The following is a 21,547-nucleotide window of genomic DNA, read 5'->3' as shown; positions in this document are numbered from 1 at the left end:
CGGCGCCCGCCGCGAGGGCCTGCCGGCATGGACGGGAGTCCGGGGCGGCCATGGGTGCGTGACCCTCCGGCGGAGGTTCCTCCGGCGGAGGTTCCCTCGTGACGCAAATATTGCAGGGAGAGGAGCATATGAGCGCGACAGGAAGAAAGGGAGTGAAGGCGAGGCTATACGGCGTCATACTGGCGGGCGGCGTGGGCACCCGCTTCTGGCCGCTCAGCCGCAGGACGACACCCAAGCAACTGCTCGGCATCGTGGGCCGCGACAGCCTCCTCAAGGCCACCATCAAGAGACTGCGCCCCCTCGTGGCGCCCGAGCGCACCTTCGTCGTCACCAACGCCGAGCAGGCATGGCTCATCGAGACGCACCTGGGCGCCGACGACACGGCCCCGGCCTTCGTCATCGAGCCCATGGGCCGCAACACGGCCCCGGCCATAGGGCTTGCCGCCATGAACCTTGTGAAGGAAGACCCCGAGGCCGTGATGGCCGTGCTGCCGGCCGATCACATGATAAAGGAGGCCGCCGCCTTCAGGAAGGCGCTGCGGGCCGCGGCCGAACTCGCCGCGGAGGGCGGGCTCGTGACCTTCGGCATCGTGCCCACCAGGCCAGAGACGGGCTACGGCTACATAAAGGCGCGCAGGGGGGAAGAGAAGGTCGTGGGCGGCATAACGGCCCGGCCGGTGGAGAGGTTCGTCGAAAAGCCCGACCTGAAAAAAGCGAGGGCCTATCTCCGCAGCGGCTCCTACTACTGGAACAGCGGCATATTCGTCTGGAAGGCCGCCCGCATACTGGAGGAGATGGCCGAACACCTCCCCTCGGTCTACAGGGGGCTTGAAAGGATACGTAACGGCGCCGACGCGGCCCGGGAGTTCAGGCGCATGGAGGATATCTCCATCGACTACGGCATCCTGGAGAAGACACGCGGCATAGTGGTGCTCGAGGCGCCGTTTACGTGGTCCGACCTCGGAAGCTGGAGCTCGCTGCGCGACGTGATGAAGACCGACAAGGCGGGCAACATCGTGAGGGGACGGGCCGTGGACATCGGCAGCAGCGGCTCCATAATAATCGCATCGGAGCGCCTGGTGGCCACCATCGGCCTCAAGGACATGGTGGTCGTCGACACCGACGACTCCACCCTCGTCTGCCCCGTCGAACGGGCCCAGCAGGTAAAGGATATGGTGGGCCTGCTCAAGAAGAAGGGCATGAGCGAGCACATCGAACATCCCCGCGTCGAGCGCCCGTGGGGCTGGTACAAGGTGCTCGAAGAGGGTGAAGGCTTCAAGGTCAAGCGCATCGGCGTGCGTCCCGGCTGCAGACTCAGCCTCCAGTACCACCGCAGCAGGAGCGAACACTGGGTAGTCGTCCGCGGCACGGCCCGCGTGCGCTGCGGCGACAGGGTCCTCGATCTCGAGGCGAACGAGAGTGTCTTCATCCCCCGCGGCGAGCTCCACAGGCTGGAAAACAGCGGCGCAGGCCCCCTCGAGGTGGTGGAGGTCCAGAGCGGCGACTATCTCGGCGAGGACGACATCGTGAGGATCGAGGACGACTACAAGAGGATACAATAAGGAGGTGTCCCGCCTTGAAAGGCGCCGCCCCCATTCGCCTGGGCATCGACATAGTGGCCGTCGGGAGGATAAGACGCCTCGCGCGTGAGAGGGCCTTCCTCGACCGGGTCTTCACCGACGTCGAGATGGAGCGGGCCGGGACCGCCGCGGACAGGGCCGTCTGCTTGAGCCGCGCCTTCGCCGTCAAGGAGGCCTGCATGAAGGCCCTGGGCACGGGCTGGGCGGACGGGGTGGGGTGGAAGGAGATAGAGACGACCGCCGACGGCCCCGCGGCCACGTGCGCGCAGCTTCACGGCCGGGCAAAGGAGCTTGCCGGCGGGGCGGAACCGCTCGTGAGCGCCGCCAACACCGACGAGCTCGCGGCGGCCATGGCCGTTCTCGTCGGCCGGCGGCCTCAAAGAGGAGCCCCATGAGCCGGGACTTCCCGACAAAGACATTCTACAGCAACGAGGTGATCTTCAGGGAAGGCTCCCGCGGCGAGTCGGCCTACATACTCAAGCAGGGGCGCGTGGAGATCTCGGTGGGCAGCGGTGAAAAGCGCGTGGTGCTCACGGTGCTCAGGCCGGTCTCCGTCTTCGGCGAGATGGCCGTGCTCCTCAAGGACCAGCGCCGCACCGCCACGGCAACGGCCCTCGACTTCGTCGAGGCGGTAGAGGTGGACAAGGACTCCTTCGTCGCCGCCGTGAAGAAGTCGCCGAGCATCGTCTCCACCGTCCTGGGCGCGCTCGTCGAGAGGCTCCAGCGCACGACGGCCAAGGTATCGCGCACGCCGGACCTCTTTTTGGGCCTGTGCAACATGCTCGATCTCCTCGACGCCCACGGCGCGGCTCCCCTCCTCTACGACCGGTGCGTCAAGGCGGCCTGCGGCGCCTTCCTCGCCGAGCGGACCGCCGTGATGGAGACCCTCGGAATGCTCGAGGCCCTCGGCCTCGTCACCATAGACAGAGACGACGCCGGCCGGAAGGTCCTATCCCTGAAGAACCGGCGCGACTTCCTCAAGCAGGCCTACAAGCTTCACTGCGAGATGGGCGATACACCCCCGTGAGGTGAGAACGGAGAAGATGGGCGACGAAGCGAGAAGACGCGAGCAGTGGGGATCGAGGATAGGACTCATACTGGCCATGGCGGGCAACGCCATCGGGCTGGGCAACTTCCTGCGCTTCCCGGTCCAGGCCGCCGAGAACGGCGGCGGGGCCTTCATGATACCATACTTCATATCCTTCCTCGTGCTCGGCATACCGCTCATGTGGATCGAGTGGGGCATGGGCCGCTACGGCGGGACCCTGGGCCACGGCACGGCGCCGGGCATATTCGACGCCCTCTGGAAGCACCGCGCGGCCAAGTACGTGGGCATACTGGGCATCTTCCTGCCGCTGGTCATCCTCGTATACTATACCTACATCTGCTCCTGGACGCTCTCTTTCAGCATCGCCTCGCTGCTGGGCCTCTACCCGGGACCCGAGGCGGCGGCCGGCGCCGTCACCCCACAGCAATATCTGGCTCCCTACCGGGCATATCTCGGCGACTACATAGGCGCCGGCGGCGGCACCTGGCTCACGCCAACACCCGCGGCATACCTCATATTCGCGCTGACGCTCCTCGTGGGTTTCTTCATCCTCGAAAAGGGGGTGGCCGGCGGCATAGAACGGCTCAACAAGGCGGCCGTGCCGGCCCTTTTCATAATGGCGCTCATCCTCTTCGTGAGGGTCCTCACCATGGAGTCGCCGACGAGCCGCTCGGTCTCGACGGCCGAGGGGCTCGCATTCCTATGGGAGCCCGACCTCAGCGGCCTTCTCAGCAGCAAGGTCTGGCTCGCCGCCGCCGGACAGGTCTTCTTCACCCTCTCGCTGGGGCTGGGGGCCATTCTCACATACGCAAGCTACGTGAAAAAGGACGAGGACATAGCGCTTGACGGACTCTCCACGGCAAGCCTCAACGAGTTCGCCGAGATCGTCTTCGGCTCCACCATCGCCATCACCTCGGCCGTCATATTCTTCGGCGTGGAGGGCGCAAGGGAGGTCGCCTCGGGCGGCGCCTTCCAGCTCGGCTTCATAAGCATGCCCGCCATCTTCTCCCACATGCCGGCGGGGCAGGTCTTCGGCTTCCTCTGGTTCCTTCTGCTCTTCTTCGCGGGACTCACCTCCATAGTGGCGCTCTCGCAGCCGGCCGTGGCCTTTCTCGAAGACGAGTTCGGCTGGACGCGGCGGCGCTCGGTCGTCTGCATGGGGATATTCTTCTTCCTCTCCGCCCACCTGCCCATCTTCCTCGACGGCAGCCTCGACGAGATGGACTTCTGGGCCGGCACCTTCGGGCTCGTCATCCTCGCCCTCTTCGAGGTCATTGTCTTCTTCTGGGTCTTCGGCGCCGAAAAGGCCTGGGCCGAGATAAACCGGGGCGCCCGCATACGGATACCCAGGGTCTTCTTCTACATCATGAAGTACGTGACCCCCGCCTTCCTCATGGTCATACTCGTAGCGTGGGGTTACGAACAGCTGCCCGGCGTGATTGCAAAGGAGGGGGTCGGCGTGTGGGTCACAAGGACCTTCCTCGCCGCACTGCTCATGGCCCACATCGTGGCCGTCAAGCGGGCCTGGGGCAAAAGGAGGTCCCCGTGAGCTGGAAGGGATGGCTCTTTCTCTCCGCGTCGTGGGGGGCGGTCGTCTGTCTCGTCGTCTTCTGCTTCTACAACGTCTTCCGCCGCTGAGGGCGGCCGGTCTCTGAGGGAGCCTCCGATTAATTACGCTGGGGGAAACTTTCTGTAGAAGGGCCATAGGCCCACGTTTCCCCCAGCCCCCTTCAAAGACTTTCAATTCCCTGCGGATCATCCAGATTTTGCAAGCAAAATCTGGATGATCCGCAGGGCGTTAAAAGTTTTTGGAGGGAGTCTGAGGGAACCCTTTCACAAAAAAATTCCCTCAGTGCAATAAGTCAGAGTTTCCTAAAGGGTCATAGACCCACGGTTCCGCCGGGGCGGTTAATCAGGGTCTTCCTCGGCGCCGGACTACTTGACGAGTCTGAGGTGTGTTTTGCGGCGGGCCGCCTTTGCGGTGCGCCTTGCGGCCTTCCTGGCGCGGTGGCGTTCGACGGCCTTCTTCAGGAGCCAGTAGGTGAGGACCGAGAAGACGGTGGAGACGATGATATTTCCAGTCATGTAGACGAGACCGGCCCAGCCGAGTCCGTCCATGAGAGCGCCGCCCCGGAGTCTCTCCAGTATGGCGGAGCTGTCCTCCCAGAAGACGAGGCTCCCCACGAAGGCGCTCAGCGTCCAGAAGAGCGGTGTCGTCAGGGGGTTCATGATGAGGCTGCCGAGCACTGCCGACGCCTTGTTGGCCTTCACGAGGGCGGCGATGACGACGGCCAGTATTATGCCGAGGCCGAAGGTGGGGAGTATGCCCATGAAGACACCGATGGCGGCGCCCGTGGCGATGGCGTGCGGCGGGTCGTCGAGGCGCAGCGCCTTCAGGTAGATGAGCCTGAAACGCCGCCTCGTCTTCTCCACCGGGTGGTTCTTGTTGTTTCCCTTTTTGCTGGTAAAACACATATGGCAAGCCTCGCCGCGCGTCCGCGGCGTTATATTGTAGCATACCGCCGACCGCCGCGCCAGGCTTTTCGACGTTGAGGGCCGCCCCTTTTCCCTTTAATGATTGACAAAACAAAGCCTATCCCCTATACTTTGAAGTTCCATGGCAAGACGGATACGTTTCAGGGACATATACTTCATAGAGAACGAGAGCGACGCCAGCATCATCGAAACACTCCTCGAGGAGCGCCACATCCACTGCATGGTTCACGGCGCCGCGCCCATAGCGCTCTTCGACGCCCGGAGCGGCGAAAGGCGCATAGCCGTAGAGGAGGAGATGTATCACGCCGCGCGGGAAGTCATAGCCGACGCCATAACGAGGGGCATCATCTCCAAGCGGGGCAGGTTCTGCGACTGAAGCCCCCTGTGAGTGGAGGGGACGGCCCCCTGGACGGTGAGTTTCATGGAAAGCTCGCTTGAAGAGGTGAAGGCGAGGCTCGCCGAGGCCCGGGCCCCGGCGGCGCTCTGCGGCGCCGGTCTCTCGGCCGAGAGCGGCGTGCCCACGTTCCGCGGCGCCGGCGGTCTGTGGAACAACTACAGGGCCGAGGAGCTGGCCACACCGCAGGCCTTCGAGCGCGATCCCCTGCTCGTGTGGCGCTGGTACGACTGGCGGCGCTCGGTCGTAGCCGGGGCGGCTCCCAACGACGGGCACCACGCCCTCAAGGCCCTCGAGGACTCGAAGGGTCTGGTCATAATAACGCAGAACGTCGACGGACTCCAGGAGGAGGCGGGAAGCAGGGACGCCATAGAGCTGCACGGCTCCATCTGGCGGCTGCGCTGCACGGGCTGCGGCCTCGAGGAGCGCAACCGCGACGTGCCCCTCGAGCTCCCGCCCCGCTGCCGGTGCGGCGCTCTCTTCAGGCCCGCCGTGGTCTGGTTCGGCGAGGCCCTCGACGCCGACGTGCTGCGGCGGGCGGAGCAGGCCGTGGAGAGGACCGACCTGCTTTTCGTCATAGGCACCTCGGGGGTCGTGCAGCCGGCGGCGTCGCTTGCCTGGAGCGCCAAGGGCCGCGGCGCCTTCGTGGTGGAGATAAACATCGAGCAGACGCCCGTGAGCCCTATGGCCGACGCCGTGCTCAGAGGCAAGGCGGCGCAACGGCTGGCCGAGCTTATCCGACACTGATCGGCCGCGTCGCGGCGGCGAGCACAACGGTGGGGAGGATAGATGAAGGTCTTTACGAGCTCCATAAGGCTTACGACCACCAGGGAGACCGAAGAGGTCTGCATAACCACGCAGGTCGAGGCCATCATACAGGAGGGCGGCGTCGAGGACGGCATGGTGCTCGTATCCACGGGCCATACGACGGCGGCCGTGCACCTCAACAACAGCGACAAGGACCTGGAGCTCGACTTCCAGGACTTCATGAGCGAGCTGGTCCCCAAACGCTCCACCTTCCGCCACAACAAGGGCGAGTACGGCCGCAACGCCGACGCCCACATAAAGTCGCTTCTCGTGGGCGGAAACGTGGCCCTTCCCGTGACAAAGGGCCGGGTGGCCCTGGGCCAGTGGCAGGACATATACTTCTCCGAGTTCGACGGGCCGCGCTCCAGGCTCATCTCCGTGAAGGTCATCGGCGAGAAGGGGGCGGCGCAATAAGCGACAGGCCCCGGCGATGAGAATTACGGGAGGGAGCCTCAGGGGCAGAAGGCTTGCAAGCCCCGCCCGGGGCGTAAGGCCCACGTCCGACAAGGTGCGCCAGGCCCTCTTCAACATACTCGCGGGCCGAACGTCCGAGGCGAGGGTGCTCGACCTCTTCGCCGGGAGCGGCGCCATGGGCATCGAGGCGCTGAGCCGCGGCGCCCGGTGCGCCGTCTTCGTCGACATCTCGAAGCCCGCCCTCGACACGGTGAGAAAAAACCTCGCGCGCTGCGGTCTCGCCGACCGCGCCCGGGTGCTCGCAAAACCGGCGGCCGCCGCCATAGCCGGCCTCGAACGGCTCGGCGAACGCTTCGACCTCGTCATAGTCGACCCGCCCTACCACGCAGGACTCATGGAAGGAACGCTCAAGGCCCTGGCGGACTCTTCCATACTCGCCGACGGCGCGCTCGTGGCGGCCGAGACGTGGCGCCACAGACCCGTGGAGACCGGCCCCGAAGGACTCGTCGAGGTCGACAGGCGGCGCTACGGCGACACGGTGATACATCTGTTCAGGAAGACCGGCCCATGACAAAGCACATAGCCGTCTACCCGGGAACTTTCGACCCCGTCACAAAGGGACACCTCGACATCATAGCCCGCTGCCGCAAGCTCTTCGACCGCCTCATAGTGGCCGTCGCCGAGACTACGTCCAAGACCACGCTCTTCGACGTAAACGAGCGCGTGGCCATGATAGCGGACGAGATAAAGGACTACGACGACGTGGAGGTCGAGAGTTTCGACACGCTACTCGTCGAGTACGTAAGGCGCAGGGAGGCGGGCGTGATAGTGCGGGGGCTGCGCGTGGTCTCGGACTTCGAGTACGAATTCCAGATGGCCCTCATAAACCGCAAGCTCGCGGCCGATATAGAGACGGTCTTCATGATGACGGCCGACGAGTACACGGCCGTAAGCTCGCGCTTCATAAAACAGATAGCCGGGCTCGGCGGAGATCTCGACCCCTTCGTCACCGCCGCAGTGGCCGCGAAACTCAAGGAAAAGCGCCTCACCTGAGGGAACCTTTTTTGTAAAAAGGTTCCCTCAGACTCCCTCCAGAAACTTTTAACGCGACTTGGTTTCCCCCTGTTTTGCCAAGCAAAACAGGGGGAAACCAAGTCGTATTAAAAGTCTTTGAAGGGGGCGTCCTGCCCGCGTCGCTGCCTCGGGGGGCTGTACCGGGGGGTCGGGCCGCAAAGGCGTAAAAAATCCCGCCTGGCGCGGGCCGAACCCCCGGTGCAGCCGAAGATCCGAATAACATACGATGGGGCGGGGGGGGAAACGTGGGCCTGTGGCCCTTCTTCAGAAAGTTTCCCCCGGTGCAATAAACCGGAGCTTCCTTAATAAGAGGTACGGAGGAAAGGGAGGCATATGAATTTCCTGGCAAAGCGAGTCGACAACCTCGAGGAATCGGCGACCCTTGCGGTTACGGCGCGGGCCAAGGCCCTGCGGGCCGAGGGCCGCGACATCCTGAGTTTTGCGGCCGGCGAGCCCGACTTCGACACGCCCGACAACATAAAGCTCGCCGCCGTCAAGGCCCTGCGCGAAGGTCACACCAAGTACACGCCGGTGGGCGGCATACCGGAGCTCAAGGACGCGATCATAGAGAAGTTCAAGCGCGACAACGGCCTCGACTACGAGCGCGACGAGATACTCGTCTCCTGCGGCGCCAAGCACAGCTTCTACAACCTCTGCAACGTGATCCTCGACCCCGGCGACGAGGTCCTCATCCCTTCTCCCTACTGGACCTCGTACCCGGAGATAGTGAAGATAGCCGGCGGCGACCCGGAGATAATGCCCACGAGCGAGAAGGAGGACTACAAGCTCAACCCGGGCCTCTTCAACGAGTACATAACGTCGCGCACCAAGGCGCTCGTGCTCAACAGCCCTTCCAACCCCACGGGGACGGTCTACACGGCCGACGAGCTCGCCGAGATAGCGCAGGTGGCGCTGCGAAAGGACGTGCTCATCATCTCCGACGAGATATACGAAAAACTCGTCTACGACTCGCTCAAGGCCGTCTCCATAGCCTCGCTGGCCGATGAGCTCAGGGACCGGGTGGTGATCATAAACGGCCTCTCCAAGACCTACGCCATGACGGGCTGGAGGATAGGCTACACCGCCGGTCCGAAGGAGATAATAAAGGCCATGACCGTGCTCCAGAGCCAGTCCACCTCCAACCCCGCCTCCATGAGCCAGTGGGGGGCCGTCGAGGCCCTGACGGGCCCGCAGGACGAGGTGGAGAAGAGGGTCGGAGAGTTCGAGAAGAGACGCAACGCCATGGTGGAGGGACTGGAGGCCATAAAGGACGTGACGGTCGTGAGGCCCGGCGGCGCCTTCTACGTCTTCGCCAACCTCTCCAGGTACTACTGGCGGGAGTACGGGGGAAAGACCATAAAAGGGTCGGTCGACATGGCCGCCTACCTCCTCGAAGAGGCGGGCGTTGCCGTGGTGCCGGGCGAGGCCTTCGGCGAGGACACCTCGGTGCGCATCACCTTCGCCTCTTCGCTGGAAGACATACAGGAGGGACTGCGCCGTATGGGCGAGGCCCTGGCCAGGCTCTGAGGGAACCTTTTTGAAAAAGGGTCATAGACCCCCGGTTCCCTCAGACTCCCTCCAAAAACTTTTTGCTTGCTCTTCGGGCCGCGTTGGTTCTCATGATCGTCCAAGGAAGCGAGGTTCTTCAGCCCAAATTAAAAGTCTTTGAAGGGGGCGTCCTGTCCGCGCCGGCTGCCTCGGGGGCTGTACCGGGGGTTCGGGCCGCAAAGGCGTAAAAATCCCGCCTGGCGCGGCCCGAACCCCCGGTACAGCCGAAGACCCGAATAACATAGGGTCTGGGGCCTGTGGCCCTTCCTCAGAAAGGCCTCATCGGGCGCAGGAGCGGGTATCCTTTTCGCCGAAGACCTCGGCCTCGAAGGTATGGATCTCCGCTTCTTTCCACTCTTCGGGGTCCAGGCCCGCCTTCACGGCCGTCTCGCGCAGGAACCTTTCGCGGTCGAAGCCGTGCTCCACCGCCACCTGTGGGAGCAGCACCCCCGTATGCGGCCCCTTCACGATATAGAGGCCGTGGCGGCCCACCTCTATCTCGTCGGGGCCGGATATCCTGCGAAGCGGCGTCAATACCGATATCTCTATGTCGAGCTCGTCGAGCTCGTCGGCAGTTACGGGCGGGAAGCGCGGGTCCCTGAAGGCGGCGGATACGGCCATCTCGGCGACGGTCTCGAAGAGCGGCTTTTGCGAGACCATGAGTCCTATGCAGCCTCGCAGCCTGCCGCCGCGGTGAAGCGTGACGAACGCGCCGCCCCTTGCGCAAAGCTCGTCGTCGGCCGCCGCGGGCACCTCGACCCGCCCCTCCCGCAGGTACGTCTCTATGGCCGAGCGCGCTATGCGCAGAAGCCCGGCCTTCCCCTTCTCGCTGAGCGCCATGGACGTCCCCCCCTTTCGCTTCCATCGAGGAGGCCATGATTGACCGCGCCGGGGAGAGCCGAAGGGCTTGAAGATTTCCCGGGGACTCTCCCTGCAAGCGCGCCTTCGTGGCGGCGGAGGCCGGACCGCAAAGGCGTAAGGGATCCCGCCCGGCGCGGTCCGCCCCCCCGGCCGCCGCAGGCAGACCGACATAGAGGGGAATCCCGGGCGGCCGTGGGACTGCGGCCCTTCCACGAAGAGGTTCCCCCCGCCGCAAAGAGATAGGGCCTCCTCAGTAGTTACGCCACCACCGGCGTTCTCCCATGAGCCTGTCGGCCTCCCTCGGTCCCCAGGAGCCGGAGGGGTAGGGATGCACGGGCGGCGCCTCCTCTCCGCCCCCGTCGATGAGGTCGAGCAGCGGTGTCAGGTAGCGCCAGCTCGACTCCACCGAGTCGCCGCGCACAAAGAGCATGTCGTCGCCCAGCATGGCGTCGATGAGCACCCGCTCGTAGGCGTCGAGCCTCGGCCCCCCGTAGCCCTCGCGGTAGGAGAAGTCCATCACCACCTTTCGCAGGCAGAGCCTCGCTCCAGGCGTCTTGGTCTGGAAGGTGAGCAGCACCCGCTCGTCGGGCTGTATCTTGAGGACAAGGACGTTCGGTCCTATCTCCCCGTCGCCGAGGGCCCCGCCGAACATGAGGTGAGGCACCTCCCTGAACTGTATGGACACTTCCGTTGAACGGCGCCGCAGGCGCTTGCCCGAGCGCAGGAAAAAGGGCACGCCGTTCCACCGCCAGTTGTCGATATGGACCTTCATGGCCGCGAACGTCGGGGTCTTCGAGTCGGGAGCCACGCCGGGCTCGTCGCGGTAGGCGGGCACGGCCTTCCCCTCGATCTCGCCCTCGGCGTACTGGCCGAGCACGAGATGGCCGTCGAGCCCGTCGAGCGGCAGGGGGCGCAGCGACGAGAGCACCTTGCTGCGCTCGTCGCGGACCCGCTCGGACTCGAAGGCCGACGGCGGCTCCATGGCCGCCAGGGCCATGAGCTGGAAGATGTGGTTCTGGAACATGTCGCGCAGCACGCCGGCCTGCTCGTAATAGCCGGCCCGGCGCTCAACCCCCAGCGTCTCGGCCGCCGTTATCTGCACGTGATCCACGTAGCCGCGGTTCCACAGGGGCTCAAAGATGGAGTTGGCGAAACGGAGCATGACTATGTTCTGCACCGTGTCCTTGCCGAGATAGTGATCGATGCGGTATATGCGCGACTCGTCGAAGCGGCGGTGGAGCGCGGCGTCGAGCCTCGCGGCGCTGCGGCTGTCGCGGCCGAAGGGTTTTTCTATCACCACCTTCGCACCGGCCGCATCGGCCATGCCGCTTGCGCCGAGATTGTCGATTATGGGCTCGAAGACGGTGGGAGGCACGGCAAGGTAGTAGAGCCTGTTTCCCGACGTGCCGTACCGCCCCTCGAGGCCGTCGACCATGGCGGCGAGGAGACGGAAGCCCCTTTCGTCGCCGTAGTCGAGGGCCCTGTAGTGGAGCCTCGAGGCGAAAGACGACCACCGCTCCGCGTCCACGGGACCGCTCCGGCGCAGGACTTCTTCGAGACCGGCCCTGAAGACCTCGTCGCTCATGACCGTCCTGGCGCAGCCGACGAGAAAGAACCGCTCCGAAAGCATGCCGTTGGCATGGAGACGAAAGAGCGCCGGTATGAGCTTGCGCTGCGTGAGATCCCCCGACGCGCCGAAGACCACCATGGCGCAGGGACCGGGCACAGGCTCCTCGCAGACCCCCGTCAGTTCATCGCCGCCGAACCTGACGACGGCGCCGCCGGAAAATTCCTCCATATCCCTCACTCCGAACGGTTTTTTTGAGGAATCTCTGATTAATTACCCTGGGGGAAACTTTCTGTAGAAGGGCCACAGGCCCACGTTTCCCCCAGCCCCCCTTCAAAGACTTTTAATTCCCTGCGGACATCCCGATTTTGCAAGCAAAATCGGGATGTCCGCAGGGCGTTAAAAGTTTTTGGAAGGAGTCTGAGGGAACCGTGGGCCTATGGCCCTTTTACAAATTGCAGTCACTGCCGCTGTTTGACGGCGTGGCCGCCGAATTCCTTGCGCAGAGCGGCCAGGACCTTTTCTGCGAAGCTGTCGGGATCACGCGAGCGGAAACGCCTGAAGAGGGCGGCGCTTATGGCCGGGAGGCTCACGCTCAGGTCCACGGCCTCCTGCACCGACCACCGCCCCTCGCCCGAGTCCTCCACGTATGGCTCGACGGCCTCGAGGTCCTTGTCGGCCTCGAAGGCCCTCTCCAGGAGTTCGAGGAGCCAGGAGCGCACAACACTGCCGTTGTTCCAGAGCCGGGCGACGGCTGCCATGTCGAGTCCGCCGCCGTAACGGGAGCGTTTGAGCAGCTCGAACCCCTCGCCGTAGGCCTCCATCATGCCGTACTCCACGGCATTGTGGACCATCTTGACGAAGTGACCCGCGCCGGTGGGGCCGCAGTGCATGTAGCCGCCCTCCGGGGCCAGCGTGCGGAAAAGGGGTTCGAGGAAACGGAAATCCCCCTCGTCTCCGCCGACCATGAGGCAGTAGCCGACCTCGAGCCCCCATATGCCGCCGCTCGTGCCAACGTCCACGTAGCGCACCCCGCGGGCCGCCAGCTCCCCGGCCCGCCTCAGGTCGTCCCTGTAAAAGGTGTTTCCGCCGTCTATTATGATGTCGCCCTCCCCCAGGTCGTCGCGTATGCCCGCGATGACGGCGTCAACCGGGTCGCCGGCCGGCACCATGATCCACACCACCCTCGGCGACGGCAGCGCGGCTACAAGCTCGGAGGGCGTATGCACGCCTTCCACACCGTAACCCACGGCCTCGCGCACCTTCCGGCGGCTCCGCGTCGTGGCCGTCACCCTGTGACCTCCGCCCACAAGACGACGCGCCATGTTCATGCCCATGCGCCCGAGACCTATCATGCCTATGTGCATAGAAACCTCCCCATCTCTCCAACCTGCAAGGTGGCCGACGTGTAAGCTGAGGGAACCTTTTTGTAAAAGGGTCACAGACCCCCGGTTCCCTCAGACTCCCTCCAAAAACTTTTAACGCGAGTTGCTTTCCCCCTGTTTTGCCAGGCAAAACAGGGGGAAACCAACTCGTATTAAAAGTCTTTGAAGGGGGTCTGGGGGAAACTTTCTTCAGAAAGTTTCCCCCAGGGTAATTAAAGAGTTTCCTTAACAATTATAGCCCAGCATGGAGAGAGTGCAAGGGCGGTCAGAGGGTGGAGGAGAGGAAGCGTCTTAAGGCGCCGAAGGTTTCGTCCGTGAGGTCGTCGAGCATGACGAGGGCGACCCTGCGGCCCTTTGCGTCGAGGCTCTCCATGTCGCCCAGGGCCTGGGCCGTCTCGAGGTCGGCGAAGGTGTAGTCGCGGCCCGGGATGGCCACGCCGTCGTCGTTTCGGTGGACGACGATGATGAAGAGCCCGTTGTCGGGTCCGCCCTTGTGGAGCTGGCCCGTGGAGTGGAGGTAGCGTGGGCCGTAGCCCAGTTGCACGGCCCTGCCCGTCGAGGCGAGAAGGCCGCGGCGCACCTCGTCGAAGAAAGCGGTGACGCGCTCGTCGTCGGGGTCGGCGTAGACGAGGAGCGCAAGGTAGTCGCCTGCGGAAGCGAGGCTGAGGAAGTCCCCGAACATGAGCCCCGCGTCGTCGCTGGGCGCGATCCTGCGGGCCGTGGCCCGGCCGAAGGCGAGGGATACGCCCGGCGCGGCCTCGAGTCCCTCGGGCGTCTCCACCCGGCCCGGACCCTCGAGCAGGGCGCGGGATCTCTTCTTCGCCTCCTCCACGTCGGGCTGGTCGAAGGGGTTTATGCCCAGCACCTTTCCCGCCGCGGCCGCCGCCACCTCCCAGCGGTAGAACTCCCTGCCCAGCTCATAGGCCGTTTCAAGCTCGATGGTCACCGTCGGGTGGCCCGCGGCCTCGAGCTCCTCGACAAGCCTCTCCCTCGCTCCGCCCGCGCCCAGGCGCAGGTGGACGAAGACGCGGTCGTCGCCGTAGAGGCCGGCGCTCCGGGCCGGAGGCTCGTCGCCGAGCGGCACGATGCCGCGGCCCTCCTTGCCCGTGCTCTCGGCCAGGAGCTGCTCGGCCCAGAGCCCGAAGGCCGCTATCTCGGGGGTGAGCAGGAAGGTCACCTTGTCGCGCCCCTCCTTCGCCAGCGCCCCGAGCACGGCGCCGAGAAAGGCCGCCGGGTTCTCCCTGACGGAGACGCCGGGCAGGGTCCGGCCGCTTGCGGCTATGGCGCTCTCCAGAAGCCTGTCGATGTCGAGCCCCATGAGGGCGGCAGGCACGAGGCCGAAGTATGAGAGCGCCGAGTAGCGCCCCCCTATGTCGCTGAAGTTGAGGAAGAGATGGCGGAAAGAGTACTCCTTGGAAAGCTCGACAAGCGGCGAGCCGGGATCGGTTATGGCAACGAAGTTGCCTCCCGCCTCACCGCCCCTTGCAGCCTCCACCTTTGCGAAGAAGTAGTCGAAGAGACAGTTGGGCTCGATGGTGGAGCCCGACTTGCTCGATACGACAAAGAGCGTCGTCGCCGGGTCGATCTCGTTCTCGACCCTCTTCACCGCCGCGGGATCCGTCGTATCGACGACCAGCAGATCGGGCCATCCCTGTCGCGGAAAGAAGGTCCTGGCCAGCACAAGGGGCGCGAGACTCGACCCTCCCATGCCGAGCAGCACCGTCCTCCCAAAACCCGCCTCCCTGACCGTCTCGGCAAAGCCCTTCAGCGAGCCCGTGCGGTCGGCCATGGTCATGGGCACGGAGAGCCAGCCCAGCATCCCTTCTATGAGCGCCCTGTGCCCCGGCTCTTCCTTCCAGAGCGAGCCGTCCTTGACCCACAGCCTGTGTGAAAACCTCTCCCTCTCGAGAAGCTCCACGGCCCCGGAGACAACACCGCCCCAGGAGCCCAGAGCGTACCTCACACCACCAACGCTCACCACCTCGTCCATCTCTTCATACCTCGCTTCCTTAAACGAACCGCGAATCCAACACCGCCGGACGAACAACACAAGGGAAGCTCCGATTGATTACCCTGGGGGAAACTTTCTGAAGAAAGTTTCCCCCAGACCCCCTTCAAAGACTTTTAATACGAGTTGGTTTCCCCCTGTTTTGCCAGGCAAAACAGGGGGAAACCAACTCGCGTTAAAAGTTTTTGGAGGGAGTCTGAGGGAACCTTTTTGAAAAAAGGTTCCCTCAGTGCAATAAATCAGGATTTTCCAAGCAGTCGCAGGGCCTGGGTTTTGATGTTTTCGGCGGTGAAGCCGAATTTCTCGAAGAGTGTCGGCGCCGGGGCCGAGGCGCCGAAGCGGTCGATGGATATGGCGGCTCCGTCCAGGCCAACGTACTCGCCCCAGCCGAAGCTCGAGGCGGCCTCGACGGCGAGCCTTCTCCTCACGTTTCGGGGCAGGACCGACTCCCTGTAGGCCGGGTCCTGGCGCTCGAAGAGCTCGCGGCTTGCCATGTTGACGAGCCGGACCCTTACGCCTTCGTCTGCCAGGGCCTCGCAGGCCTCGATGGCTATGTGGACCTCCGAGCCCGTGGCTATGATTATGAGCTCCGGCTCTGCGGCGCAGTCGGCGAGCACGTAGGCGCCGCGGCGCACCCCTTCGGCGCCGGCGTAGCGCGTCCTGTCTATGAGAGGCACCTTCTGTCGCGTGAGCACAAGGGCCACCGGTCCCTTCACGTCCCTGAGGGCCGTGCGCCAGGCCTCTTTCGTCTCCTCGGCGTCGGCGGGCCTGATGACCGTCATGCCCGGCACGGCCCGCAGGGCGGCGAGGTGTTCCACGGGCTGATGGGTGGGCCCGTCCTCGCCGAGGCCGATGGAGTCGTGGGTGAAGACGTAGACCACATGGGTCTTCATGAGACAGGCAAGGCGTATGGCCGGCCGCATGTAGTCGGAGAAGACGAGGAAGGTGCCGCCGTAGGGGACGATGAGGCCGTCGAGGGCCATGCCGTTCATGACGGCCCCCATGGCGTGCTCGCGCACGCCGAAGTGGATGTTGCGGCCCGAGGCGCCGGGTGCGAAGCTCTCAAAACCCTTGAGAAAGGTGTTGTTGGAGGGGCCGAGATCGGCGCTGCCGCCGACGAGAAAGGGCGCCTCGCCGGCCATGGCGTTGAGGCACCTGCCCGAGGCGCTGCGCGTCGCCATGGGGCCGTCGGAGGGCTTGAAGGCCGGCAGCCTATCTTCCCACGCGCCTGGAAGCCGTCCGGCCATGAGGGCCTCGAGCTCGGCGGCCTCGCCGGGGAAGTCCCTCCTGTAGCGCTCGAAGAGGGCGCGCCAGTCGGCGGCGAGTGAAGAGCCGCGCCGCGCGGCGGCCTCGAAGACCCGGCGCGCCTCGTCGGGCACGTAGAAGTCGCTCTCCTCGGGCCAGCCGAGGCTGCGTTTGGCGGCCCGCGCCTCGTCGGGACCGAGGGGAGCGCCGTGGGCGCCGGCCGTGTCCTGCTTTGCCGGGCTTCCGAAACCGATGTGGGTGCGGGCCATTATGAGCGAGGGACGGCTCTTCTCGGCCCTCGCGGCCTCGATGGCCGCGCTTACGGCCTCGATGTCGTCGCCGTCCACCTGCTGGACGTGCCACTTCATGGCCCTGAAGCGGGCGGCCACGTCCTCGGTGAAGGTGAGGTCCGTAGGGCCCTCGATGGTGATCCGGTTGTCCGAATAGAGGTAGACCACGTTGCCGAGGGCCAGGTGACCGGCCAGCGAGGCCGCCTCGGAGCTGACGCCTTCCATGAGGTCGCCGTCGCTGGTGACGGCGTAGACGTTGTAGTCGAAGAGGGTGTAGCCGGGACGGTTGTACCTGTCGCCGAGATAACGGGCCGCCATGGCCATGCCCACGCCGGTGGCGAACCCCTGGCCGAGAGGACCGGTGGTCATCTCTATGCCGCGGTCCGGGTCGTACTCGGGATGACCCGGCGTGGGGCTGCCCCACTGGCGGAAGGACCTGAGGTCGTCGAGCGTGATGTCGAAGCCCGATAGATGGAGCAGCCCGTAGAGGAGCATGGAGCCGTGGCCGGCGGAGAGGACGAAGCGGTCCCGGTCCGGCCACCGGGGATCGCCGGGCGAGAAACGCAGAAAGCGGGTCCACAGCGTATAGGCCATGGCCGCATCTCCCATGGGCATGCCGGGGTGGCCGGAAGCGGCCCGCTCCACGGCGTCGACCGCCAGGAACCTGAGAGTGTTGAGGCAGAGCTCGTCGCCTGCAGGCCCGGCCGCCGCCTCCGGCGCCGTCACCTCGTTCGACATGAAACAGGACCTCCTTGGTTTGTACTGAATGGACTGAAGACGCCGAGGCCGAGGCCCCTGCGCCCTCCGCAAAGGCGAAGCGGCATTATTCCGGGCCCGCCCGCCCGGCGGACGTCGTCTCCCCGCCACCGCCCTGAAGCCCGTCGCCGCCCCCAGCGGCCCGGACCCCCGGCGGCGCGGACGCCGCAGGCGGGCCCCCGTCACCGACGGCGGGAGGGGTCTGCGCGGCGCCGGCCGGGACGGCCTGCGGGATGACGATGCCGCCCGTCATGACGACCTTGAAGGCGTCCTCCACGGTCATCTCAAGCGGCACCACATCCTTTTCCCGAACGACTATGTAGTAGCCCGACGTGGGGTTCGGCGTCGTGGGAATGAAGATGTTTATCGTCCGCTCCCCTATCCTCTCGCCCAGCTCGCCGCCAGTCTTTCCCGTGACAAAGCCTATGGAGAAGAGACCCTTGCGGGGATACTCGAGCAGCACGACCCGGCGGAAACCGTCGTGGTCGGTGGAGAAGAAGGTCTCCATGAACTGCTTGGTGCCCTTGTAGACGGCCCTGAGAAAAGGTATCTTCGAGAGGAACCACTCGCCGAGCTCCACGAGCTTTCTGCCTATGAGGTTCGTGGCCAGAACTCCGACGATGAAGATGCCGAGCACGGTGAAGAGTATGCCGGCCCCCGGTATGTCGTAGGGCAGGTAGGTGCTCGGCCTCAGCGGCACCGGCAGGTTGTCGGTCGCCGAGTCGATGAACCGGACCATGACCGTGAAGACATAGACAGTGATGTAGAGCGGCACGACGATGAGGAGCCCCGTGATGAAGTATTTCCTCAGGCCGGTCTTCATGTCCTGTAAAGCATGGAGCCGCTCACGTCCTTTACGGCGTTCTTGGCGTCTACGTAGACGAGGTGGGGTCGCATGTTGCGGGCCTCGTGGTCCTCGAGCATCGAATAGGAGGCGATGATTATGAGATCGCCCTTGCCCGCCAGATGGGCGGCCGCCCCGTTTATGGAGATGGTGCCGCTGCCGCGCTCGCCGCATATGGCGTAGGTGGTGAAGCGGTTGCCGTTCGCTATATTATATATGTGGACCTGCTCGAATTCAAGTATGCCGGCCAGCTCCATCAGCTCCGCGTCTATCTCGATGCTCCCCTCGTAGTCGAGATTGGCGTCCGTTACGGTGGCCCTGTGGATCTTGCTCTTGAGCATTACACGCTGCATGGTCGGGATTCCTCCTGTCTGTTTTTCTTTTCTCGGAAGACTTTCGCAAGGACAAGGGAGGCCCCGGGCCGTCTTCCCGGGGGCACCTCTTTGATCCGCCCCGCTCAGCCCAGCATGAGGTTGTCTATGAGCCGCGCCGGGCCCACCCTGACGGCCACGGCCGCAAGCGCCCCGCCCTCTATGTGATCGAGTTCTTCGAGGGTATGGGGGTCGCAGATCTTCAGGTACTCTACCTCCACAAGGGGGGCCTCGTCCATGACCTTTCTCATCTCGGCGAGAATGGCCGCCGCCGACCTCTCTCCCTGCCGGAAGGCCCGGCGGGCCGCCTCGAGGCTTCGGGGAACGGCGCGGGCGGCGCGGCGCTCCCGGCCGTCGAGATAGCGGTTGCGCGAGCTCATGGCGAGCCCGTCGGGCTCGCGCACCGTCTCGACCGTGACTATCCCGATATCCATGTGGAGGTCCGAGACGAGCCGCTTTACGACGAGCTGCTGCTGGTAGTCCTTGAGACCGAAGACGGCGCGGACGGGCCTCACTATGTTGAAGAGCATGGTCACCACCGTGGCCACGCCGCGGAAATGGCCCGGCCTGGAAGCGCCGCAGAGCCCCGCGGTTATCCCCTCGACGACGACGTAGGTGGAAAACCCGGGCGGATACATCTGCTCTACGGGCGGTGTGAAGACCACGTCCACTCCTTCAGCCTCCGCCACGGCGAGGTCGTGCTCCATGGTGCGGGGATAGGCCTCGTAGTCCTCGGAGGGGCCGAACTGGGCCGGGTTGACGAATATGCTCAGCACGACCACGTCCCCCACCGAGCGCGCCTTCCTCACAAGCGCCGCGTGTCCCTCGTGGAGACACCCCATGGTGGGAACGAGCACGACCTCTCCGCCGCCGGCCCTTGCCTCCTCCGAGAACAGGCGCATCTCCCGCGCCGACTCGATTACCTTCACGACCCTTACCCTCCGTACCGTCGCCCGCCTCCAGCACCGCCGCGGGGGGCGGGGTGATCCTCACTCCGGCCCCGCAGCCTTTGCCGCCCGGTAGCAGTGCTCGTCCGAGGGGAAGCTTCCATCGGCCACCTCTTCCATGTAGCGCCGCGCCGCGTCGACGACGGCCGCGCCCAGCTCGGCGTAGCGCTTGACGAAGCGCGGCGGGCGCAGGCCCGGCGGATGGAGGCCGAGCATGTCGTTCACCACGAGCACCTGTCCGTCGCAGTCGGGGCCCGCGCCTATGCCTATTGTCGGGATGGAGAGCGCGGCCGTTATCCGGCGGCCCAGCTCCCTGGGCACGCCCTCGACGACGACGGCGAAGGCCCCGGCCTCCTCGACGGCCCTGGCGTCGTCGAGGACCCTTTCGGCCGCTGCCTCCTCGACGCCCTGGACCCTGAACCCGCCCATGCGGTGGATCGACTGGGGCGTGAGTCCCACGTGCCCCATGACCGGTATGTCCGTGTCGGCCACGGCGCGGATGGCGAGGGCGGCGTTGCCGCCGCCCTCGATCTTGACGGCCTCGGCCCCGCCCTCCTTCACCAGACGGCCGGCGCTGCGGCGCGCCTGCTCGATGCTCACCTGGTAGGACATGAAGGGCATGTCGGCCACCACCAGCGCCCTTCGCGCCGCCCGGCTCACCGAGCGCGTGTGGTAGACCATCTCGTCGAGCGTCACCGGCAGGGTCGTATCCCACCCGGCCTCCACCATGCCCGCCGAATCGCCCACCAGTATGACCGGCACCCCCGCCTCGTCGAGGAGACGGGCGACGGCGAAACCGTAGGCCGTGAGCACGGCGATCTTCTCGCCCCGCTCCTTCATGAGCGCAAGATGCGGTACCCTTACCTTGTCCATGCCGCCTCGAACCTCCGCCGGGGGGATATTTCCGTCTCCGCCCCTCCGTGCAACGCCGCCGGCGAGCACCAACGGCCCGCCTGAAAGACAAAAAAAAGACCTTCCGGTCCGGGACCGGAAGGTCTTCTCAGGGCGCACCGTCTCCCTCGGCGCGCGCGGCTACGGCCGCGGCCTTCCCGCAAAGGTCGTCCCGGTCCGGCTTCAGAGCCCGGATCCAAGCGGTATGTAGTGCATCGACCCGCCCTTCATGGACCTTATCTCCTTCACCAGGTTGGACAGGTCCGACGGGTTCCCGACGAAGTCTATCTCCGTCGTATTTATGGTCAGAAGCGGCGACTCGTCATAGTAGAAGAAGAACCTGTTGTAGGCATCGACGAGCCTTTCAAGATAATCGGGCCCGATCTCCCGCTCGTAGGGTTTGGCCCGCCTCGCTATCCTCTCCTCGAGCACATCGCTCGAGGCCATGAGATAGATGACCAGGTCGGGCTTCGGTGTCCGGAGGTCCAGGGCCCCGTAGAGCTTTTCATAGAGTGTCAACTCGTCTTCGTCAAGGTTGAGACAGGCGAATATCCTGTCCTTGGCGAAGAGGTAGTCGGAGACCACCATCGAGTCGAAGAGTTCCTGCTGGCTCAGCTCCTTGAGCTGCTGAAAGCGGCTGAGCAGAAAGAATATCTGCGTCTGGAACGCGTATTTGCGTATGTCGCCGTAGAACCTTTCGAGAAAGGGGTTGGCGTCAGCCTCCTCCAGGAGCGTGGCGGCGCCGAGCTCGGATGCGAGCAGCTTCGCAAGGCTCGTCGTCCCCACCCCTATGGGGCCTTCCACGGCGATATACCTCGATTCCTTCATCAACAACACCCGCCGCAAACACGCCAATCCCGGACCCAATTAATTGCCCTGGGGGAAACTTTCTGTAGAAAGTTTCCCCCAGACCCCCTTCAAAGACTTTTAATTCCCTGCGGTTCATCCCGATTTTGCAAGAAAATCGGGATGAACCGCAGGGCGTTAAAAGTTTTTGGAGGGAGTCTGAGGGAACCTTTTT

Annotated in this window: 21 protein-coding genes; 10 read left to right on the top strand and 11 right to left on the bottom strand. The window is 64.8% G+C overall.

Annotation, left to right across the window (positions count from 1 at the left end):
• Positions 1-128 precede the first annotated feature (128 nt).
• Genes ENJ37_07740 through ENJ37_07725 form a run of 4 tightly spaced genes read left to right on the top strand, consistent with a single transcriptional unit; the run spans position 129 to position 4,177 of the window.
• A complete protein-coding gene (locus ENJ37_07740) occupies positions 129-1,562 on the top strand; it encodes a mannose-1-phosphate guanylyltransferase/mannose-6-phosphate isomerase (GenBank protein ID HHL40382.1) in 1,434 nt (477 codons plus the stop codon).
• Entirely contained in the window at positions 1,559-1,975 is a 417-nt protein-coding gene (locus ENJ37_07735) for a 4'-phosphopantetheinyl transferase superfamily protein (protein ID HHL40381.1), read from the top strand. Before ENJ37_07740 ends, ENJ37_07735 begins: the two co-directional genes overlap by 4 nt.
• Positions 1,972-2,607, top strand: coding sequence for a cyclic nucleotide-binding domain-containing protein (locus ENJ37_07730; protein ID HHL40380.1), 636 nt, complete (start codon positions 1,972-1,974; stop codon positions 2,605-2,607). The genes ENJ37_07735 and ENJ37_07730 overlap by 4 nt, the downstream gene beginning before the upstream one ends.
• A gap of 16 nt (positions 2,608-2,623) precedes the next feature.
• Positions 2,624-4,177, top strand: coding sequence for a sodium:calcium symporter (locus ENJ37_07725; protein HHL40379.1), 1,554 nt, complete (start codon positions 2,624-2,626; stop codon positions 4,175-4,177).
• 386 nt (positions 4,178-4,563) lie between these two features.
• Here the strand turns inward: ENJ37_07725 and ENJ37_07720 are convergent, their stop codons facing one another.
• Positions 4,564-5,103, bottom strand: a complete 540-nt coding sequence (locus tag ENJ37_07720) for a DUF2062 domain-containing protein (protein ID HHL40378.1) — start codon at positions 5,101-5,103, stop codon at positions 4,564-4,566.
• A gap of 142 nt (positions 5,104-5,245) precedes the next feature.
• On the opposite strand from ENJ37_07720, the gene ENJ37_07715 reads away from it, so the two are divergent.
• The 6 genes from ENJ37_07715 to ENJ37_07690 all read left to right on the top strand — a co-directional run bounded on the left by ENJ37_07715 (position 5,246) and on the right by ENJ37_07690 (position 9,340).
• The gene (locus ENJ37_07715; protein ID HHL40377.1) at positions 5,246-5,500 is read left to right on the top strand and encodes a hypothetical protein; all 255 of its coding nucleotides are present in this window, start codon (positions 5,246-5,248) and stop codon (positions 5,498-5,500) included.
• 45 nt (positions 5,501-5,545) lie between these two features.
• Positions 5,546-6,265, top strand: coding sequence for an NAD-dependent deacylase (locus ENJ37_07710; GenBank protein ID HHL40376.1), 720 nt, complete (start codon positions 5,546-5,548; stop codon positions 6,263-6,265).
• Between the two features lie 42 nt (positions 6,266-6,307).
• Positions 6,308-6,739 carry a YjbQ family protein gene (locus ENJ37_07705; GenBank protein HHL40375.1) on the top strand — a complete coding sequence of 144 codons (432 nt, stop codon included), beginning with the start codon at positions 6,308-6,310 and terminating at the stop codon, positions 6,737-6,739.
• 16 nt (positions 6,740-6,755) lie between these two features.
• A complete protein-coding gene (rsmD, locus tag ENJ37_07700; GenBank protein HHL40374.1) occupies positions 6,756-7,310 on the top strand; it encodes a 16S rRNA (guanine(966)-N(2))-methyltransferase RsmD in 555 nt (184 codons plus the stop codon).
• Positions 7,307-7,792 carry a pantetheine-phosphate adenylyltransferase gene (locus tag ENJ37_07695; GenBank protein HHL40373.1) on the top strand — a complete coding sequence of 162 codons (486 nt, stop codon included), beginning with the start codon at positions 7,307-7,309 and terminating at the stop codon, positions 7,790-7,792. Before rsmD ends, ENJ37_07695 begins: the two co-directional genes overlap by 4 nt.
• Positions 7,793-8,146: 354 nt before the next feature.
• On the top strand, positions 8,147-9,340 hold the full coding sequence (locus ENJ37_07690) for a pyridoxal phosphate-dependent aminotransferase (protein ID HHL40372.1): 1,194 nt from the start codon (positions 8,147-8,149) through the stop codon (positions 9,338-9,340).
• Positions 9,341-9,640: 300 nt separating this feature from the next.
• Here ENJ37_07690 and amrA read toward each other — a convergent pair whose 3' ends face one another.
• From amrA to ENJ37_07640, 10 genes are all read right to left on the bottom strand, one after another.
• Entirely contained in the window at positions 9,641-10,201 is a 561-nt protein-coding gene (gene amrA / locus ENJ37_07685) for an AmmeMemoRadiSam system protein A (GenBank protein HHL40371.1), read from the bottom strand.
• A 271-nt stretch (positions 10,202-10,472) separates the two neighbouring features.
• Positions 10,473-12,020: a glucose-6-phosphate dehydrogenase gene (gene zwf, locus ENJ37_07680; protein HHL40370.1), complete on the bottom strand. Its 1,548-nt coding sequence runs from the start codon at positions 12,018-12,020 to the stop codon at positions 10,473-10,475.
• A gap of 230 nt (positions 12,021-12,250) precedes the next feature.
• Positions 12,251-13,156 carry a decarboxylating 6-phosphogluconate dehydrogenase gene (gene gnd / locus ENJ37_07675; GenBank protein HHL40369.1) on the bottom strand — a complete coding sequence of 302 codons (906 nt, stop codon included), beginning with the start codon at positions 13,154-13,156 and terminating at the stop codon, positions 12,251-12,253.
• Between the two features lie 283 nt (positions 13,157-13,439).
• Positions 13,440-15,164 carry a glucose-6-phosphate isomerase gene (locus ENJ37_07670; GenBank protein ID HHL40368.1) on the bottom strand — a complete coding sequence of 575 codons (1,725 nt, stop codon included), beginning with the start codon at positions 15,162-15,164 and terminating at the stop codon, positions 13,440-13,442.
• A 257-nt stretch (positions 15,165-15,421) separates the two neighbouring features.
• Positions 15,422-17,455, bottom strand: coding sequence for a transketolase (gene tkt / locus ENJ37_07665; protein HHL40367.1), 2,034 nt, complete (start codon positions 17,453-17,455; stop codon positions 15,422-15,424).
• 85 nt (positions 17,456-17,540) lie between these two features.
• A complete protein-coding gene (locus tag ENJ37_07660; protein HHL40366.1) occupies positions 17,541-18,296 on the bottom strand; it encodes a DUF502 domain-containing protein in 756 nt (251 codons plus the stop codon).
• Positions 18,293-18,670: an aspartate 1-decarboxylase gene (locus ENJ37_07655; GenBank protein HHL40365.1), complete on the bottom strand. Its 378-nt coding sequence runs from the start codon at positions 18,668-18,670 to the stop codon at positions 18,293-18,295. The genes ENJ37_07660 and ENJ37_07655 overlap by 4 nt, the downstream gene beginning before the upstream one ends.
• 104 nt (positions 18,671-18,774) lie before the next feature.
• Positions 18,775-19,617 carry a pantoate--beta-alanine ligase gene (locus tag ENJ37_07650; GenBank protein HHL40364.1) on the bottom strand — a complete coding sequence of 281 codons (843 nt, stop codon included), beginning with the start codon at positions 19,615-19,617 and terminating at the stop codon, positions 18,775-18,777.
• Between the two features lie 60 nt (positions 19,618-19,677).
• Entirely contained in the window at positions 19,678-20,508 is an 831-nt protein-coding gene (gene panB, locus ENJ37_07645) for a 3-methyl-2-oxobutanoate hydroxymethyltransferase (GenBank protein ID HHL40363.1), read from the bottom strand.
• A 201-nt stretch (positions 20,509-20,709) separates the two neighbouring features.
• Positions 20,710-21,354 carry a deoxynucleoside kinase gene (locus ENJ37_07640; protein ID HHL40362.1) on the bottom strand — a complete coding sequence of 215 codons (645 nt, stop codon included), beginning with the start codon at positions 21,352-21,354 and terminating at the stop codon, positions 20,710-20,712.
• Positions 21,355-21,547: the final 193 nt, after the last annotated feature.

The organism is Deltaproteobacteria bacterium (assembly GCA_011375175.1).
Taxonomy (GTDB): Bacteria; Desulfobacterota; GWC2-55-46; order GWC2-55-46; family DRME01; genus DRME01.
Note: the sequence above shows the minus strand (reverse complement) of the source record. Positions and strands in the feature narration are given on the sequence as shown.